Source organism: Borrelia coriaceae (assembly GCF_023035295.1).
GTDB classification, from domain to species: domain Bacteria; phylum Spirochaetota; class Spirochaetia; order Borreliales; family Borreliaceae; genus Borrelia; species Borrelia coriaceae.
On sequence record NZ_CP075083.1, the window covers coordinates 46,012 to 66,413 of the forward strand.

At 29.7% G+C, this 20,402-nt stretch carries 19 protein-coding genes; 1 reads left to right on the forward strand and 18 read right to left on the reverse strand.

Going from position 1 to position 20,402, the window contains the following annotated elements:
- Positions 1 to 254 precede the first annotated feature (254 nt).
- From bcCo53_RS05770 to thyX, 18 genes are all read right to left on the reverse strand, one after another.
- Positions 255 to 986, reverse strand: coding sequence for a hypothetical protein (locus bcCo53_RS05770; RefSeq protein WP_025408490.1), 732 nt, complete (start codon positions 984 to 986; stop codon positions 255 to 257).
- Positions 987 to 1,602: 616 nt separating this feature from the next.
- Complete coding sequence (locus bcCo53_RS08740) at positions 1,603 to 1,725, reverse strand: hypothetical protein (RefSeq protein WP_277813757.1); 123 nt, start codon at positions 1,723 to 1,725, stop codon at positions 1,603 to 1,605.
- A 254-nt stretch (positions 1,726 to 1,979) separates the two neighbouring features.
- Complete coding sequence (locus bcCo53_RS05775) at positions 1,980 to 2,783, reverse strand: hypothetical protein (RefSeq protein WP_155806406.1); 804 nt, start codon at positions 2,781 to 2,783, stop codon at positions 1,980 to 1,982.
- Between the two features lie 183 nt (positions 2,784 to 2,966).
- The gene (locus tag bcCo53_RS05780; RefSeq protein ID WP_025408488.1) at positions 2,967 to 3,764 is read right to left on the reverse strand and encodes a hypothetical protein; all 798 of its coding nucleotides are present in this window, start codon (positions 3,762 to 3,764) and stop codon (positions 2,967 to 2,969) included.
- Between the two features lie 154 nt (positions 3,765 to 3,918).
- On the reverse strand, positions 3,919 to 4,533 hold the full coding sequence (locus bcCo53_RS05785; RefSeq protein WP_025408487.1) for a hypothetical protein: 615 nt from the start codon (positions 4,531 to 4,533) through the stop codon (positions 3,919 to 3,921).
- Positions 4,534 to 4,693: 160 nt separating this feature from the next.
- Positions 4,694 to 5,293, reverse strand: a complete 600-nt coding sequence (locus tag bcCo53_RS05790; RefSeq protein ID WP_025408486.1) for a hypothetical protein — start codon at positions 5,291 to 5,293, stop codon at positions 4,694 to 4,696.
- A gap of 231 nt (positions 5,294 to 5,524) precedes the next feature.
- Positions 5,525 to 6,130, reverse strand: coding sequence for a hypothetical protein (locus tag bcCo53_RS05795; protein ID WP_025408485.1), 606 nt, complete (start codon positions 6,128 to 6,130; stop codon positions 5,525 to 5,527).
- Positions 6,131 to 6,261: 131 nt separating this feature from the next.
- The gene (locus bcCo53_RS05800; RefSeq protein ID WP_025408484.1) at positions 6,262 to 7,005 is read right to left on the reverse strand and encodes a hypothetical protein; all 744 of its coding nucleotides are present in this window, start codon (positions 7,003 to 7,005) and stop codon (positions 6,262 to 6,264) included.
- Between the two features lie 1,045 nt (positions 7,006 to 8,050).
- Positions 8,051 to 8,935 (reverse strand): hypothetical protein, encoded by an 885-nt coding sequence (locus bcCo53_RS05805; RefSeq protein WP_025408483.1) that lies wholly within the window; start codon positions 8,933 to 8,935, stop codon positions 8,051 to 8,053.
- Positions 8,936 to 9,982: 1,047 nt separating this feature from the next.
- Positions 9,983 to 10,987 carry a hypothetical protein gene (locus tag bcCo53_RS05810; RefSeq protein WP_025408482.1) on the reverse strand — a complete coding sequence of 335 codons (1,005 nt, stop codon included), beginning with the start codon at positions 10,985 to 10,987 and terminating at the stop codon, positions 9,983 to 9,985.
- Positions 10,988 to 11,330: 343 nt separating this feature from the next.
- Positions 11,331 to 11,984, reverse strand: a complete 654-nt coding sequence (locus tag bcCo53_RS05815) for a hypothetical protein (RefSeq protein ID WP_246938419.1) — start codon at positions 11,982 to 11,984, stop codon at positions 11,331 to 11,333.
- Between the two features lie 177 nt (positions 11,985 to 12,161).
- Positions 12,162 to 12,965 (reverse strand): hypothetical protein, encoded by an 804-nt coding sequence (locus bcCo53_RS05820; RefSeq protein WP_025408480.1) that lies wholly within the window; start codon positions 12,963 to 12,965, stop codon positions 12,162 to 12,164.
- A gap of 278 nt (positions 12,966 to 13,243) precedes the next feature.
- Entirely contained in the window at positions 13,244 to 13,936 is a 693-nt protein-coding gene (locus tag bcCo53_RS05825; protein ID WP_025408479.1) for a hypothetical protein, read from the reverse strand.
- A gap of 333 nt (positions 13,937 to 14,269) precedes the next feature.
- On the reverse strand, positions 14,270 to 14,686 hold the full coding sequence (locus bcCo53_RS05830) for a phage tail protein (RefSeq protein WP_155806407.1): 417 nt from the start codon (positions 14,684 to 14,686) through the stop codon (positions 14,270 to 14,272).
- A complete protein-coding gene (gene nrdF / locus bcCo53_RS05835) occupies positions 14,679 to 15,644 on the reverse strand; it encodes a class 1b ribonucleoside-diphosphate reductase subunit beta (protein ID WP_025408477.1) in 966 nt (321 codons plus the stop codon). The genes bcCo53_RS05830 and nrdF overlap by 8 nt, the downstream gene beginning before the upstream one ends.
- 23 nt (positions 15,645 to 15,667) lie before the next feature.
- Positions 15,668 to 17,743 (reverse strand): class 1b ribonucleoside-diphosphate reductase subunit alpha, encoded by a 2,076-nt coding sequence (nrdE, locus tag bcCo53_RS05840; protein ID WP_025408476.1) that lies wholly within the window; start codon positions 17,741 to 17,743, stop codon positions 15,668 to 15,670.
- Positions 17,721 to 18,092, reverse strand: coding sequence for a class Ib ribonucleoside-diphosphate reductase assembly flavoprotein NrdI (nrdI, locus tag bcCo53_RS05845; RefSeq protein ID WP_025408475.1), 372 nt, complete (start codon positions 18,090 to 18,092; stop codon positions 17,721 to 17,723). The genes nrdE and nrdI overlap by 23 nt, the downstream gene beginning before the upstream one ends.
- A 24-nt stretch (positions 18,093 to 18,116) precedes the next feature.
- Positions 18,117 to 18,935, reverse strand: a complete 819-nt coding sequence (thyX, locus tag bcCo53_RS05850) for an FAD-dependent thymidylate synthase (protein WP_025408474.1) — start codon at positions 18,933 to 18,935, stop codon at positions 18,117 to 18,119.
- Positions 18,936 to 19,308: 373 nt separating this feature from the next.
- On the opposite strand from thyX, the gene bcCo53_RS05855 reads away from it, so the two are divergent.
- Positions 19,309 to 20,148: a S2/P23 family protein gene (locus bcCo53_RS05855; protein ID WP_155806408.1), complete on the forward strand. Its 840-nt coding sequence runs from the start codon at positions 19,309 to 19,311 to the stop codon at positions 20,146 to 20,148.
- Positions 20,149 to 20,402 lie beyond the last annotated feature (254 nt).

Below are 20,402 nucleotides of genomic sequence, written 5' to 3' on the forward strand. Positions count from 1 at the left end.
TTATAATAAAAATTGAATAATAAATACTTATCTCAAATATACTAACATACCCCTCCAACCTCCTTAAGGTAAAGATTTTCAACTCTAAAATTATCTAGAAATAACTCTTATCTCTAAACCCAAGATAATTTACTAGCCTATCTTGGACGAGCACACATTAATAAATTAATTATTAATTAATAACTTATACTAAATTTAAAATACACCCTAAAACACACTAATTTTCTCCAACTTAAATTTCTTCAAAAATTTCTTCAAACAAGACTCCAAATCGTAACCGCAATTACACCCATTAAACTAACTGAAGATCCAAAATCTCCCTCATAATCAATAATTTCTTTTAGTCCTGATAACACAGATTCTCTAGTAATTTTTGAATCTAAAACCATTAGCTGAGATTTAACTGTAGACATACAATGCTTGCTTATATTAATAAATTCTTCTAGATTGGTATTAATCTCATTAATCCTAACTTCATCCTTGTTAGCTCGAATCTGAGACAATTTTTCATCATTTAAATAAAAATTTACAACCGTTCTAATACAATCCGTCATATTATTTAAAATTACTAATAAACTCTTAGCAACACCTGCATCGATATTTATGAAATGAGGACCGTTTAAATCCAATTTACTAAGTACTCTTCCCAATTGCTTAATAACCTCAACATCATACCCAAGTCCAGCATAAACCTTATCTTGCTTATCTGATGCAATGAAATCTGGTGAAATTTTCTTGAAAGGAATATTTAATAAAAGCTCACTTAAATCAAAACTATCATATGCATCTTGAAGCTCTTCTCTATAAGACATTACTTTTGTCTTTAATGCATAAAAAGCTCGATCTTTGGCACTTATATTTAAAGATTGTTGTAAAAATGAATTATTGCGATCGTTTGAATCAAACACTTTTTTAACTGAATCACTCCTTGCAACCCCATCCAAATTACAAGACATAACGCCCATAACTAAATTAAATATTCTCATATACGACTCTCCATTACAGTCTACATATTACATATGTAGCTAATACCACATAATATGTAATATATATTTATACTAAATATAATATCTACCTCTAATTAAATTAACCCATAACTTTAACTAAAACTTAAAAAAATGCACAAGTTTAATTGCAAAGAAATTAAACAAATCCTCCAAAAACTTTTATTACGAATAACTGTACTATAAAAAAGAAAATAGATAAATACAATCTATTTAACTTTTAAGTTCTACATTTTAATTTTTAGAGCAATTTGTCTGAATAAAATTCGTAACTACTATGCTAAACCTCTTAAAATATCAAGCTTACACCTAATGCCTTTAATCTTAAGACAGCTATTATCACCCCCACTTGTGTCTATTCTCCTCTCTTAAATCCCCACGTTTTCAAGTTTCCTTATCTGTCGCTTAAAGCTTAACTTGATTCTCACACTTATCTATAATCAACTCTCACTAGGTCTTCGGTTTTAATTGAATGCCTCTTAATTTCTGGAATAACCCCTTGAAAAGTCTGCTACAAAACACCGATTAGCCTCATCTTGTAAGCCTAGACCTAAAAATTTTAAGCTATTACCTAATCTCATCAATAAAACTATAACCTTCATCCTGATGGAAAGCCTTCAAGTCTGTATGCGTTTTGCAAAGTCCAATTTCTACAAGCACCCAAGACTAATGCACAAAATATTGTGCACCACAAATAAAATACCAAACCTAATATTTTCATATTCTTCTCCTCTATTAAGCTTACATTCTTAATGATCTAATATTTATTCATACCTAATATATCTTAATATATATTATTATAATATAATTCAATCAAATTAGTAAAATAAAATATGCTAAACTACATCATAAATTTTACTTAAACCTAATTAATCTAAAATACTCAAAAACTAAAGAACAAAAGAGCAACAACCAATAAATACCAAATAAACAGATGAGATCTCTTATGTTAATCTTTTTCTTAAAGTCAAATATTTAAGGCTTAACAAAACATGATAGTATCTGAATCATTGCTTGCATACTGACATAATATTGATAAATCTCCCCGCTACTAAACGAATTAAATTCAAGTGCAATACTGTGACCACGCAGATCAGTTGGCGCCAAAACATTAGTAATAATGCTTGATACAATAGTGTCTCTATCAAGATTATTCGAGGCTATGTCGATTAATAACTCTGAAAGTCTATCTATAAAGTGTGCCCTACTCTCTATAGCTAACCTTAAATAAAAATAAATTTTAGTAAGCTCCTCAGCAGTCTTATTAACCTTAAGTCGTTCTAAGGCATCCTCATCCAATTGATTATTTAAAAATTTCCTAAGTACAACTGTACCATCTGATATATATTCTAATAATGGATTAATAATTAATACATCTTTAGTATTAGCAGACTTAGATTTTAAGTCTAATGTATTAAATATCCACTCTAAACTCTCAATAGCCTCAATATTATAATTTAAACCCGCATAAATAAAATCTTCATTTTTATAAACCGGAAATAACTTTGCTACAGAAAAATCAAACACAGGCTTTTTGCCTAGATCCACAAATGTTTGATTATTAAGAGCATCTTTAGCCTCTCTTACTATTTTATCAAGCTTATAAAAGGCAACATGTCTGGTATCAATCCTTACAGGTTTTATAACCATTTTTCGATCACATGTATCTGCTTCTGTTTTCAATCCCATTGGACCTAATTCCATTCCCAATCCGTTTGGATCTACTCGATTACAAGCAAGCATACTAAGTACACATAACACCATGCAAACCTTTCTCATAAATATCCCCCCCATTTAATATATCCTTATATATAATATTTAATATATAAATTCACACATAAATTAAAATAACAATAATACTTAAGATATAGCTAAGCACATACACAAAACACAAGCTCAATTAAACTTTAATGACTCAACCATGCTTGCACCTCTTGCCAACTTCTACTTCAATAATTCAATCTAACGCGTAACTTTTGTAAGTTGAATAACCATATCTTGAATATCTTTTGCCAAATCACCAATATAACTAATCTTTCTCTTAATCTCTCCATCATTAACAATCTTCTTAAGCTCAGATTCCATTAATCGTCTTTCGCCTTTTACCATTGCAGCACCACCTATAATGTGTCTAAAATCTTTAATTAGCTCATCTCTTGCCTGCATAAACAAGAATAAACACGACGTAATATGAGACACATCTTCTACTGTTGTTGCCCTGTTAATCTTAATCTTTCTTAAATTATCTTCAGTCAAGACATCAGTTAGAGAAGAGATATAATAAGCAACCTGCTCCAAATTGAATAACAACATAGCAGCAACCTTAACATCTCTACCGAATAACAAAACAGAAGGACCATTTAAAATTGGTCTTAAGTTTAATTCAGCAAGTACGCCCTTTAATAAATACATAAGTTGCAAATCATGACCCAAAGCTACATAAATGTTGTAATTCCTAGCATGACCTCTAACACTATAATCTGATAATTCTGGAGCAACAACTTTGTCAATAATATTAATCATAGCAGGAACACTATTGAAAATATCTTTTTGTTCTACTAAAAGTTGCTGATGAAAATAGATAATTAATGACTTCAAATCATCACAAGCTTTACTTAATGTATTTTGTATAAACGGTACTAAATCAGGTGTTGAGAATGCTTTTGATCCACTAGCACCCATTAATGAATCAGGACGATCAGTAGCAGTACACCCAAAACTTAAGCTAATCACGCAGAATATTATTCTAAACTTTTTCATACACACTTCCTTTTAACTATCATGTCCACACAAATACAACATAAAATATATTATATTACATAATAAGATTCATTATTATATTATATCTTAAATAAAGATCTACATTCTAAATAAACTTTAAAGCACTAAGGCAAAACATATATTCACTCTGCTCCTAAATAATAGCCATATTAAGCTCAATCAACTCCATCATATTAAGTAAAAGACCATGAATATTGCGAAGCATGCTCCTAAGCCTCACATCATGACTTGCAAGAATACTCCCATTTAATGCTCGTATCACACCCTCTGCATCAGTCTTTGATGCAGCTAATACCATACCATTCTTAATTCGGCTTATTAAATCTTTAACTGCATCTATAAACTGAACTAAATAATTAGTAATCCTTTTAAGATCACCTGCATCTCTAAACTTAAGCATGTCTAATTTTGTCTTATTTAAAACATTATCAAAAAGGATACGAATTGAATGTCCAATACGAATAAAACTATTTAACAAATTAACCACAGTTCTTGTATCTCTATCATAAAGACTACTGAAATCCAATTTATCAAATATTTGACCTAAGGTACGAACTATTTCAACATCATACCCCAATGCATCATAAACTTTTTCTAAGTCTGAAGGATAATAAATTTCACTTAATGCCCCCTTTAAATTCATATTCAATTCGCAAGAAGGAAATGCCACTCGTTGATTTTCAAGTTTACGTTTAAACAACACTAATACCCCACTAAGTTCATTAAAAACTGGACTTATTGCATGCATACATGTCTCCTTTTACATACAAACTCGTAACACGTACATATGTAAAATCTCAATATTTATTATCTAATTCTAATAGGCATCAACACTTAACCCCCTAATTACAAAATTAATTTGCAATTATAAAATCATCAATAGAACACCAATGCTTCCATGCTACTCGTTATAAAAGATCAACTAATTCTATTACATCAAATAAAATATAATGAATATTTCGCATCCCCCTATTAAGTTTGGCCTGTGGACTTGAGATGACTCTATTTAACTCTTTTAATATATCATCTTCATTTGTCTTTGTTGCAGCCGATACTATCACAGCTTCAATATGAGGCATTAAATCTTTAATAGCATCTATAAATTGAACTAAATACTTAGTAATCTTTTCAAGATCAGATGCATCTCTAAACTTAAGAATTTCCAATTTTGTCCTATTTAAAACGTCCTCAAAGAGAATCTGAATTGAATGTGCAATATGCATCAAACCATTTAATAAATTAGTAATAACCCGTGTATCTCTATCTCCTATGTACTTAAAATTCAAGTTGGCAAACACTTTACTCAAGCTACAAATCACTTCAGCATCATAACCTAATGCAGCATAAACTTCTTCTAAGTCTGAAGGGAAATACAGTTCATTTAATGCCCCTTTAAAACTAATATTCAACTCTTTGGGAGAAAATGCGATTCGTTCATTTTCAAGTTCTTTTTTAAATTTCATCAATACATTATTAAGACTATCAAAGGCAATATTTACTTCATTCATATATTTCTCCTTTTTATACATACCACTTACTATATTGTAACGTGCATATACTTATCACATATTTTAAGTATTTATTAATTATTATTATATAATTAAAGCTAGGATAATACACATCTAATAAAAAATCTAATACATAATTTTATTATTAATAATAATAAACCTTTAATTTAAAAAACATAAACACGAAACTCTAACTTAGATATTAAATAAAAAATGCTCTACTGCAACTTATTACAAAAGATCAACTAACTCCATGATATCAAATAAAAGATGATGAATGGTTCGCATTCCTTTATTAAGCTTTGCATCTGGTCTTGAAATCACTTTATTTAACTCTTTTAATATATCATCTTCATTTGTCTTTGCTGCAGCCGATACTATAGCAGCTTTAACTCGCATCATCAAATCTTTTACAGTTTCTATAAAGTTAACTAAATGCTGAATAACTCTCTCAAAGTCAAAATCATCTCTAAGTTTAAGCATTTCCAATTTCGTTTCATTTAAAACTTCGCTAAAGAGTGTTTGAATCGAATACGCAATGCGCATTAAAGCATTTAACAAATTGGTAACAACCCTTGTATCCCTATCACTTACATGCCTGAAGTTTAACTTATCAAATATCATGCCCAATTTACCAATAATTTCAACATCATACCCCAACATTGTATAAATTTTGTCCCGATCTGAGTGATAATAAACAAGATTTTCTAATACACCCTTAAAATTAATATTTAATTGAGCCTCTTTGGAAATAAATGCAGCACGCTCATCTTCAAGCTCTTCTCTGAACTCGACTAATATTTTTTGAAGCTCATCAAAAACTTGATCTCTGGCCATATATTTCTCCTTTTACACATACATACCATATATTTAGAATGTAAATATTATATAATATAATGATTATTTTTACTTTAATCTTAAAAAGATAATCGTCTTCTAAACATTAGATTAAAACAAATTACAAAAAATTAATTATCCCACTTAAATGTGATTGATAGTCTATGCTCAATTTTAAATGCATTATCTACAAGCTTATCTAAAATTAATTTTGAAATTTCTCCTTCCACACTACTAAGAGCCTTTAAATCATTGATCATAGCACGCTTATCACCTCTTTTAGCTGCTGCTGTTTTTATAAGACTTTTAATCTTAGAGATTATATCAACCCTTGCTTTCATAAATCTATCTAGATATAGAACGATGCTATTAATAATATTTACAAAATCTAATTCAAGCATAAGACTGTTCCTTAGTCTAGCCAAATTTATCTGACTTAAATGCCTATGTAACAACCTAATTGCTAAATCTGTAACAGTGGTTAATTGCTTGAAAAAGCCAATAGCAATATCAAGATCTTCAGCATGATCCCCTTTTAAAGACAATGTATTCATTATCTCAGTAAGTCTTCTAATAACTCCAGAATCATGCCCCAGCGTAGTAGCAAAAACACGCCTGGTATTCTCTTCTTCAAATCTCAATAGTGCTGATGGATAAGAGTTATCCTTAAATATTACATTACTCATTATATTAGCTGAATAAAGCTCAACTGCAAGTCCGTCCCTGTAACGATCAACTTTACTTTTAAGCACATTATAAGCTTTTTGTGCTCTTGAGCTCAATAATGGCTCACACCCTAATCCACAAGAAATAAACATCACTAAAAGCAAAATCAAGATACTACTTATGCATAATACCAAACTAATTCTTTTCATAAACTCTCCTCCTTTTTGCAGACCTTTTTATAAAATTACGGTCATCATTAAACACTACCGCAAATAATTTAGGACTAAAAATAATTATAAACTAAATATAATATCATACTCAATTTTATTATCTTTTTTATATCACTTTCAAAAAATGCTCTAATTAAAATAACAAAGATAAGCCAATAACAATATCGGCTTACCAAGTATCAATTTAAAAATCTTCGATTTAAAAAAACTATTCTGTTATCATAAGGAATTCAAAAATTTACATGTCAAAATAAAAGACAGAAACACACATACTACCTATATTTATTACTGATACAATCCTAAGTTAGCCTAATATTTAATTGCAACTCCTATCTTTCCAATCTTTTCCTTTAAATTTTGAATTTTACTCTCATCACCAGTAACTTTCTTAAGCTCATTTGCCATAAGTGCCCTACTATCAAAGATAATGGCTTTGCTGATTCTATAGCTTTCTTAATGAAAGACATCATATGGAGCCTTAAATTAGACAATTCTTTAAAAGCATCATAAATCCCAGTAAGCTCTTCTTAAGACCTGGTTTTTCTAAATCTCTCTAGGTAACAATTTAGCCAACAACATATTCTAGAGCTGTAGACAACTTAGGATCTATTGTAAGGCTTATGCATCTCATAATAACTTCAAGTTTTGTAAGTAAGAGCTAACACGATAACCCACACAATCATAAACCACGTTATGGTAATGCCAATCTACCAACTTGTCAGAAAACCTACCAATAAAAGGTACTTAAAATGATACTGACCTTGTCTAAATTCAAACTGAGCCGTCCTAATTTCCCTTACATCTAATAGTTACATATTTTTTCATTTCTTCATTTAAAGCCATCCCTCTTTTTTATCTCAAGCCAGGCATCTCACAATATGCACTAAATCATATCTAAGTCACACACATAATAATTAAGATAATCAACATTTACCCATACATTAGTGATTGCCAAATACTCAAGTAAAACTTAATACAAAGAACAATTCATCAAGAACCATTACTTAAAGACCACAAATCTCATCTACTTTGACTCTGATTGTACATTACTAAATTGCACATTAATCAAATCTTCAATCGACTTTGTCATGACCATTATCTTCCCAAGTGTAAGTCTAATATCCCCTTTTAAGTCAAGAATTTTTCTCAATTCAACTTCCATAGCTCCTCTATCAGATTTTGATCCTGCTAATGAGATATGTTGCTTCAATTTCAATATCAAGTTCTCTCTTAGCTTAATTAACGTTTCTAGATAAACATTAATAGCAACAATATTCTCAACCGTTATTGCATCATTATTTTTAATTTTATCTAGATTAAAAAAATTTAAATGATTATTCAAAGCGACTTCTCTAACGTAATACGTAACATTATATAAAATGTCCAATAAATTAGAGGCAATACCCTTATCTAACCCACTCAAATAAGAGGGAACATTTGGGTCTACCTTATTTATCATCGTTTCTAATGTTTTAATAACATTAACATCATACCCTAATGAGGCGTAGACTATGTCTTTTTTATCCTCACCATCAAATTTGGCAAAGCGTTCAAAATAAGGAAAACTAAACTGATGCTTACCTTGAATAAACTCAAAACTTGCTTCTAAAAATTTACTCTTTAGCTCTTTAACTCTAAGGTCAAGCTTATCATAAGCTTCTTGTTTAGTTTGCAGTGAAACTGATAAATCTTCCTCAGCAATTTCATATCCATCACCTTGTGGCATCAAGTTAGTATCTCCAACTAGCTCGTCTCCTGCAAGCTCAGCTTCCTCTGGTAAAACTACTTGCGCGTCTGAGAGTGCTAAATTTTCTTGAAGGTCTGCACCATATTTTGAATCTTGCTTCCAATAAAATACTATAAATACAACAAATAATATGAATAATAAAATTACACCAAAATGTTTCATAAATTCTCCTATTTTTAAAATTAATTCTATTAATTATCGCTATATAACCAATACACAGCCTAAACATTCATAATGATATATTGCAATCCTATTTATTAAGAAAAGTAATTTTATATTGATAATCAAAAATAAATAAATATTAATATTTACCTTAACCATTTGAATAAATCTTTTTAATAAAATACTTTTATGTGCTCAAAAATATAAACACCTAAATTCCCCAAAAAATCTGCATTATATCCTTTATATGCTCAAATAAAACAAATATTACTTACAAGTAATATGATTAGAAAAAATAAACATATCTTAAATTACATACCACCTACAATCAATCTATTAGAATACTTATACACAGAATATTGATCCATAAATAGATTAACCTATTGCACAACCTGCAAAACATAAATATATAATCAATGGTTTTAAGTTGTTTTAAGAAAGCTCAAATATTCCTAAATGTGGCTTATTTAACTACTTATATAACCTTAGTAAAATTTACATTCTACTTTAAAAGTTATAAAACCTCACCTTAAGGCTTTAAATAGCAACAATCAAAATCATATAAGGATACCCATTATATAAGAATATGAACATAAACTTTAAATAATCTTCTCAAGTAATACCTTTAAGCAATACTTTTAAACACTACTTTTAAGGCATACTCTCCTTTAAATTTTGACTGATTGCTTAAAACCAACCACACATAACACAAACAATATAGAAAAAAACTAACTTTTTTCAAAAACCCCCTGTTTTAATATTAAGCACCATACATCAATTCCATACCATTAATACTTAAGATACTAAAATGATTTAAGCCATAGCACAATGACCATACCCTATCAATCATTAAATACAACTTAATATATTATATTACATAATACTTATTATATAATAATAAGTATTATAACTTGAACACTTTTTTTAAAGCGCTCCCCAAAATCAATATACAAGGCAAATAACAAAATCAATATGTATAACTTAAATATTGATTCTGCTCAAATTAACTGTAATATAAAATCAAGAGATACAAAATACTAAAGATAATTAAAGATCAACAACCCTCCGTAAATTATCAACTGCACATCGAATTATAGTAGCCTTCCTTTCTGTAAAGTTAGCTGCCGCTACAATATCACTTTTTTCATCTGTAATGTTTTTTAAAAGAGTCAACATGTTTTGTACATCACCTATCTTGACATCCAATATTAATTTTTTAATTTTTTCTATAAATTGCTCCCTGACTTGAATAAACTCATTTAGATGATTATTAAGCTCAACAAGTTTCTGCGTAAACTTACTTCTTGCAAGCTTAGCTAAGCGTGACTCATGCAAATATTCACCGGTTAACCTAACAGCTGAAAGCGTAATTTGACTCAATAAAAACAATAAATTATAACTTAAATCCAATAATTGATCCCTAATCACTTTCTTAGAAGCTTGATCACCTCCTACAGATATCTCATCTAAGCGCAATGAATCAATTATCTCTTCTAACCTGCGAATAGCTTGAATATCATATCCCAAAGACGCACGAATATTTTGCACTAAAGCTGGGTTAATAAATTCTGTAGATACTTTATGAAAATGAGTCTTTAACAATTCCTTCTGATCAGAACCTCCATCACCACTTCCTGTAATTATTTGAACTTTACCTTGACTAATTAAAGATTCAAATTTTTTAGTTTCATTTGCAAGCTGCTCTGTGTAGCGTGCTACATTGTTTGAAAATTGCTTGTAAGCTTTATCCCTCTCTTCTAGCTCACTTTCTGGTAGTGGTGATGGAAATGGCGCTAAAACTTCTCCTGGACATAATGTATCAACATTAACCTGTTCACCCGCTGGTACTACATTATCCCCTTTGCCTGTTACTTCCCCTGGTGGAGTAGCTTTATCAAGCAAACCTACTAATGAACCTACTACTTCTCCCTTGACTTTTGGTTTGCTTGTTCGCTCTGTTGTTGTCTGATGCGTTGCTGATGGCTTACAAGTTATAACAAATAAACTCAGAAATATACCAAACAAAAAAAATACTATATTAAACTTTTTCATACACCCTCCTTTAATTAAAAATTCACGTACTATATAAAATCAATAAGTTAATCTAAAGTGAATAATGCATTTGTTACTATGTTTTACATTTAATTTAAGTAATTTAAAAAATTAAATTATTATACTCAGTACTAAAATATAGTCATATTCTTTTGTATATCTATACTAATTTAAAACCAATATAAATTGCAACTATTTGTAATAGATTTAATTAAATATCTCTATTAAATATGATCAAAATTTAAACTTAAAAATATTGCTTAAGCATATCTTATCATAACTAAATTTAATAGTATTTCAATATAAGACCGCTTAAGCAAACTGCTTAAGTTAATAACTTAAGTTATTGACTCAAAGTTAATGATTCAATTTGATCTGCTAAGTTCTTTATACACTCAACCAAACGTTTTATCTCATCATTATTAGCAAATATATTACTCAATTTATCCAATATATTTTGCTCCTCCTCTCTTTTTATATTCACTCTTTCTATCTCTTCTATAATCTTTACAATTAAATTGTCTCTCATATTCATAATCTTATCTACAAGAGAATCGATCTTGAGGATAACACCCCTACCATTATTTGCTACAGCTTCAGCTAAACGTTCTTCACTTAAATGCTTATTTAAGGTTACTTTAACTAAATCTGTAATCTCTTTTAGAAAAACTAATAGCTTCATAGCAACAGCAGTATCCTCATTAGCAGCAGGGGGATCTTGTAGATCTAATTTACTAAAAAACATCTCTAATTTCTTAATAACATCTAAATTATACCCAAGACTTGCATAAACACTATCTTGTGCACCACCAGTGATATCATCTAAAACAGGTGATATTTTAAAAAAAGGAATATTAAATTGATAATCGGCTCTCTTAAAATCCATTTCTGAATTAACCAATAACATTCTATATTCACTTATTTTATCTGATAACTTAGTATAAGCCATATCTCTTGCCACATATCTTGACCTATCCTCAGCTTCTGTTGAATGCATGATTTGCTTGTTCTTTTCTAATTCACAAGAAATCATGCCTAGTAATAAACAAACAATAAAAATTATTTTTATAAATTTATTCTCCTCTTTTAAACAAATGCATACCAATAAGTATCACACAATACAAATAATACTAGATAAATACATATCTAGCAATTCTCAAGATCGCAAGATTTCTTACTTCATTAAATCTTGCAATATATATGCCTTATCTAATAGATGCTTAACCATAGCTGTAAGCTCACCGTCTTTGCTAAAGAAACGCTTAAGCTCACTCATAATAAATTGACTCCCAGCAAGTACATTCATTGACAATAGCTTATCTCTAAGATTTAATACAAAACGATCTCTTGATTTTAAAAAATCATCTATAAGCCAACAAAGCTGACCAATTTCACTTTTTTGTTTTGTTTGGGCAAAATTGTCATTACTTAAAGCCTTATCTATAATACTTTCAAGCAACATCACACTATTACACAAATTACTTAGCAAACCAAAAACAACATTTTCACTATCATTAGAAAGAGAATTGACATTTAACTTGTCCATAATCACATTTAATCTTTCAATCACTGATTCATCATAATTAATACCAGCATAAACATAATCTTCCTGAATTTTATAAGGCCTTGATACATATTTATTTAAATACTCTTTCATCCGTTCATCTCCATACCTATTTGGATACTCATTTAAATACTTCTGTAATTGCTCGGAAGGAATCTTTAATTTATGATTAACGTTTTTAAATTTAATTTTTGCATTTGCAAAGCTATCTTTATATCCCCGTAATATCACCTTTAAGCTATTAAAAAGTGCCTCTTTTGATTCAGAGCCATCGCTTGCTTGGTACAAAGCAATCCGCTCTGAAAGACCTGTACTTGAAAATTGAGGCACAAAGCCAAACTGTGAATATGAACTTGACTCACAAGACACTACAAATAATACCAACATGCAAAATACAAAATTAAATTTTTTCATATATTTGTCTCCTCATCAAAATAAATAATTATTTAAAAAAAATATAAATATATTTTGATGTTAAATAATATACAATCAAGTAATATTTTTACAATATTTCCATGTAAAAATATTGTTTAAAAAAATACCTAAAAGACACAAATTATTAGCATACTTTTAGGTATATATAAACTAAAGGAGAATAACAAAGTAAAGGACAAAGTACTTTAAAACATATCTAACGTGTTTAAAAGGACGAAATAAAACACCAGGGATCAAACCCTATTCTTACTTAAACATTATTTAACTATCTTTGAAATCCTCCTAGCTATTTCTCTTACGAAACGCACGCCTGCATTAAGCAGTCCATCATCAATAATTTCTTTTAATTTTTGTAAAACCACTTGCTTACTACTAGTTAAATCTATTGCTAATATTCGATCCATCATTTGCAAAACTAAATCTCTCTCGCTAGTCTTCGCTCTCTTTAAATTAAAAGTAATTATAGAAATAGTACCTGCATCTTTGCTGGTTCCAATTTCACTTAAATGTGTATCACTTAAATACACATTAAGGATTTCATCAATTGGTTCTGTAATTTCTTTTAAAAGATACAATATATCATAAACGACCTTTGTATCCCCAATTGTATAATCAGCTTTTAAATCCAAATTTTTAAAAATCCCTTCCAATCTTTCTATGGCTCTAAGATCATACCCCACTGAAGCATAAACACTAACCTTAGCCTCCATACGCTCAAAGACTGGCCCAAATCTATCAAAAGGAATATTAAATTCAGGATTATCTTTTTTAAAATTAGCAACTTTATTATTAAAATCATCTCTATATGTCTTTACTATCTCTTTAAGCTCACCATAAGCTTTATTTCTTGCAGCAATATCTGCCTGGGACATACTTGTAGGCTCACAAGACAATATGGCTAGAATGAGTGCTATAACAAACACACTAAGCACCACCCATATTTTTTTCACAAAACACTCCTCTTTGAAAATTCACACAACGCACTACTCCCACTAGATGTAAAGTACACAATATATCTTGATACTTATTATTATATAATAAAATTCCATTTATGAAACAGTTTAATTTAAAAATAATATTAAAAATAATATAAATTATTATACTTCTTTAATCTTTTTAAAAAAGGGGGAATAATGGGCTAAAAAAGCTTCCAGGGCAAAAGTGTGAAATTAAGTACTACCCAAGATCAAATCATTTGAAAAATTGTTTGAAATCAAGTTAATCAAACTAAAAATCAAATTAAATTAAAAAATTCACAAAAAATTTTAAAAGAAGGGTTAAAACTACAAACAATCTTTAAAAAAACATAAAAACAAATTAACAATAAAACCATAAAAGCCTTGAACTAAATTAACAACAAAGCCTAAAACACCTTGAATAAAATTAACAACAAAGCCTAAAACACCTTGAATAAAATTAATAATTAAACTCAAAACTCCTTGAATGAAATTCACAATAACTCCTAAAACACCTTGAATAAAATTAATAATTAAACTTAAAATGCCATGAATCAAATTCATAATCAAACTTAAAAGGGCCTGTAAAATATTAACAATCACACTTAAAAAGGCCTTTATGAAATCCACAACAAAACTTAAAATAAATTTAACACACTCAGGACCACAAATAAAATGCACAAGTAAAAGTAATAAAATAGAAAAAAATAATGAAAATAATAAAAATGATATAAGTTTACGCAAAATCATCATCCTGCAAAGGCTCAACTCTCATAGGCTTTATATAGCCATTACCTTTAGTAGAGAAAAAATCATGTGTCTTAGTATTAGTTCTAAGGCCATTTAACACTAAAGGATTAACATCTATATCTTGAATGTTAAATGCAGCATCAAAACCCAAATTCATTAATGCCTTATCAGCATTATACCTTACAAAAACATCAACAGCAATATCAAGACCAATAGCTGAATACAAATCTTTAGTATACTCTCTCTCCAAATCATAAAGTCTCTCTAAAATCAATTTAACCTCCTTGTAAGCCAATACTTGTTCTTTATCAGTCATCTTATTAAACTCTTCTTGTGCCAAAAGACCAACAAACACTCCATGCACAGATTCATCACGCAATATTAAATTGATAATCTCACCACTATTAATCATCTTACCTTGACCTGCTAAGTAAAGAGGATAAAAAAATCCAGAATAAAACAAAAACGTTTCAAGAAACACAGAAGTACACAAAGCCTTATATAAACTCATCCTATCATGTATGTTATTATACTTACCTAAGATCAAATCTAACTTATCTTGGAAATTGCTATAAGTCTTTACCCAACCAAATATATGATCTATTCTATCTATATTTGACAGACTTGAGAATATGCTACTATAACTCTTAGCATGCATATGCTCCATGGCGCCCATAAACCCAAGAACTGGCTTATAATCAAGGTTGTCTATTGCCAAAGCTATACGTGGCATACCAACAGAACCTTGTTCTGTATCTAATAATGTAAGCCCACCTAAAACTTTTTCATAAACATCCCTCTCCTCGATATCCAAGGCATTCCATACCAATTTATCATCAGAGATTGGAATCTCTTCATCAACCCAAAATTGTCTTATATTTTGATCCCAAAACATCTTGGTATAACCATTATTTAATCTATTCCAATTTATAGCTTCTCTATTTTTATCCATTAAAAATTCTCCTAAATTTCAAACTATATGGCACAAAGAATACACTCATCTACTGAAAGGTTTTTATTTCGTGTATAATATAAGCTTTTAAGTCCTTTATTTTTAGCATAAATGTAAAGTTTTACAAGTTCTCTAGTACTAGTCTCATTTGTAACATAAAGCAATGTACTAATCCCCTGATCAACATGTCGCTGAGCCTCACTTACAAGATCAATCAATTTTCTCATGTCCATATAATATGCTGATTTAAAAAGTAAAGCATTCTCTTTGCTAAGATAAGGCATTGGATAATACGTTGTAGAATTACCATAAACCCTAGCCTCAACAGGTTCAACAATAGGCATAAGAGATGTTGTTGAATTTTGAATATAAGATATACTCTGAGTTGGCGCTACAGCTAGGCGATAAGAATGATAAAGTCCATATTTTTGAACATCAAGCTTAAGATGCTCCCAATCACTTTTTAAAGGAATATTTATGCCACTAAATATCTGCTTTACAACTTCTGTTCTGGGAGAGAAATCTTCATTAAAGTACATATCAAAGTAATTGCCATTATAATATTCACTTTTTTCAAAGTCTTTAAAGGCCTTACCCCTAGTTTTTGCAATATTCATACTACTCTTTAGAGAATAAAAATTTAATAACATAAAAAAAGTACGAATAAAATCTAAAGCCTCAGCACTCTCATAAGGGATCTTGTTTTTAATTAAAAATCCATGTAAATTCATAACCCCAAGACCAACAGAACGATAATCTTTATTTGCTTTGCTTATGCTTGGAGCATTTTTAATATAAGTCTTATCAACAACAGATGTTAATGCCCTCATGGCAATATCAATAGTATACTCAAGTTCACTATTAACTACATTCACAAGATTTAGCGAACCTAAGATACAACAGATATCATACCCAATCGTATCACCCTCACCATAATCACCAATAACTGATGGGGTTTGGATTTGAAAAATTTCTGTACAAAGATTAGACATCTTAATTTTCCCAAGACCCTTTAGTGGATTGTTTACATTACAGGATGTTTGATACATTATATAAGGATACCCGGACTCAAACTGCAGCTTAGCAATACGAATCAACATATCCCTAGCACCAATCTCTTTTTTCAAAATATTAGGATTACTTGCAAGCAAGTCATATTCCTTATCAAAATCAATCTCATTCATCAAACGACCAGTCGCCTTATAAAGCGAATAAGGAGCAAAAGCATAATAATTTTGTCCTTGTTTTGCAATATCAAAAAATTTATCTGGAATTATTACCCCTAATGATAATGTCTGAACACGACTCTTCTCATCAGCATTAATCTTTTTAGTATCTAAGAAATCTTCTATATCATAATGAAAAATATTTAAATATACAGCACCAGCACCTTTTCGCTGTCCCATCTGATCTGCATAATTAAACCCATCTTCTAAAAGCTTCATAACGGGAATAATACCTTTTGCAATATTACAAATTCCTCGTATCTCCTCACCCCTAGCCCTAACATTTGAAAGATTTAAAGCCACTCCTCCACCAATCTTTGAAAGCTGCATGGCAGATGAGATATTAAAGGTAATACTATTAAGGGAATCTCCCACTTCTAAGAGAAAACATGATACAAGCTCACCTCTTATCCTTTTCCCAGCATTTAAAAATGTAGGAGTTGCAGGCTGATATCTCTGTTTTATCATCTCTAAAGCAAGCTTTAAAGCAAAATCAAAACATCCATCAGCAAGAAACAGACTAACTGCAATTATTCGATCCTCATAAGATTCAAGATAAGTCTCCCCATCATGCATCTTAAGTGCATAATCTTTATAAAACTTTGAAGCACTCATATAAGACTTAAATTTGAAATTCTCACCTAAAACATGCTTATATATCTTACGTATTTGCTCTTCAGAATAGTTTTTATAAAAATCCTCATATAAATTATTATCAATTAAATAATGCATTCTTTCATTTGGATCACTAAATTTTAAAGACTTACTCTTGACCTCTTCTAAAAAAACACTCAAAGCCTCAAGATCTTTTTCTAATCTGTAAAACCCATCTTTTAAAACCATCATTTCATTATTTAACTCTAAGTGTCTCATTCTCAATCCTTCCTATAAAATTCTCAACATCATGTGATGTTCCTGAAAGCTCAAATTTTAATATTTCTTCAACATTATATTCATTTTTTATCAAATTAACAGCATTGCAAAATGAATCACCCCAATTCCTATTTCCACTCCCAGCAACTCCAACCATAAGTTCAAAATTATGCTTTAAAAATTTCTCTACCTCAGGCGGAACTTTTCCAAAAGCAAATGTATAAGTAAGCAATACATAAGGCCTATTTACAATCTCATCACCTGTAACTATGCGAAAAACATCGCTAAGTCCTGTCTTTGCAATAAAACGCTCTATATTCCCCGTTTTTGAAGCATAAACTACTAAAATATACTTAACTCCTTTATTAAAAAACTATAAATTAAATTTTACTTTTAACCGATTCAAAATCTTATCGGGCAAATCCAACTTATCTAAATCCAATACCTTGCGAATCGCACATGCCTCTTCACTTGAGAGCATAACTCCCCCCAAAATATGTCTCTTAAAACTAGCAGTTGCAATTGGAACTACTAATTCAATAATGCCTAATAGGACATTAGCATATTCTCTGATCTCTTTTTGTGCGTGCTCTGATGCTCTAAGTTTAATAAATCGAAATAAATTATTAAGATCAATTTGCCAATACCATTCAGTATATAAGCTTAAAGGCAAGGTTATTCTTGCAAGTTCCCTAGAGACATCACTTTTGATCATATCATCATAAACTTTATAAGCTGTCTTATAACTCTCATCTAAACCCTTCAAAAAAGACAAAGCAGCAGCAACATCAACCTCCTCATCTGAACGCCCCTGTTTATTAGTAACACTTTGCTTCTTAATATCGTCTCTACAAGGTACATAAAACTCCTCTCTCATCAAGCTATAACGCCCCGATACTTCATTAATCCTTGATGTTCTGTGTCTCATCCACTGCCTTGCCACAAAGATTGGTGCTTTGACATGAAAAGTAAAAACCACTTGCTCAAGCGGGCTTGTATGTTCATTTCTGATCAAATAATCAATAAGACCAGCATTATCTCTTTTAGCTTTAGAATCTCTATAAGAAACCCTAGCAGCACTTACTATGCGCTCATCACTACCCATATAATCAACAAGTCTTAAAAATCCTTTATCTAAAACTTTATATTCCTTGTCCAATATTTCTTCTGCTGCTCTTACATGCTCATGCATATGCCCGCCTTAATTAATTAAAATTTTTATTTAAAATGAAAAACCACCCAAGCTTTCAAGCGGCTTAATAGGTCATCAACAAACCATCAATAAACTCAACGACTCTAAGTACAATCTCTATAAATATTTATATTACCAATATCATCATAACCATACCCAAACAACCTATCCTTTACATCAACTTAAATTCTTCTCAATAAAAATTGAAACAAGAATTAAAATAAGTTAGTAAAATAAATGTTAACACAAAACTACTCAATATTGAACCAGCATTTTTGGCAATATTTATACAGCTACACATAAATAAATTGAAAAAACCTAAACAATAAATGGCAAATATGCTTTTTAGCAATACATTTCAAGGCTTGGGAGGGTGAAATTGAAAAAAATAATTATTTTATTACCGTTATTGATAACATGTTGTATCTTAAATGATGACTTTCTAAATCTCAAGTCTCAGGTTCAACAATCACTAGATGCACTTCTTGAGGAAAAAATAGAAAAAATTCTAAAAGAAAAAGCAGAGCAAGAAAATGGCGAAGATGATGATCATGTGGCATTAACAAAAGAGTACCTTAATTTTGAAATACTTGAAGGTACTAAAGAAAAATGTTTGTGCCTATTTTGCACTTGGTGGTGTGGATGCCAAAAAAAATGTCACATCACTTGGATGAAAATTAAAGCCAAAAACATCATTGGTGAAAATCACAAACCACTCGAAGATTTAAAGGGTAAACTTAGATACTCATATTCAGTATCACCTATAAAATATAATGATAAATACAGTAAGTATGTTATGCCTTTAATATTATTTGAAAGCTTAGATGAGAATCTTGAGGTAACTTCATTTAAGCTAACAAATCACATCAATCTAGATTTCAATAACAAAAAAATTTTAGGTATACAAGGCATACCTCAGGAAGAGAAATCATCTGAAGACGGATACAAAAATGTGTACCCTTATGGAATAGTAAATATAAATCCAAATGGTGGGGATGAGATACTATCTGCTTTTGCTGCTCTTTACCAAAATGGCAAATGGAACTCTATGGAAGCAGAGATAAAAGTTAAAAATAAAAACACTAACAACGAAGAAACCCACAAAATACTACTTAATGGTAAATTATTTAATGAATTTATAAAGTCAGTTGTATCAAAATATCAAGGCACCACAACTGCAAATACCAAATTTAGAGTTCCAGTTAACAATTAAATTAATCAAAAATAACGGTAAAATCAAACCATTACTTAAGGTTGAAACAAGCTTAAACACATTGCTTAAAATCAACCTTAAGTAATGAACATATAATAATTTTTACAAATCAATAAAATCTCTATTAAGCTTCTCAAGAATTTTAAACACCATTTTAAGTAAAATTGATCTTTGCTTACTTAAGTTTATTCAAATAAATTTGTTTTATAAAGAAAAATATTTTATATTATAAAAAATAAATAAAAAAACAAAAC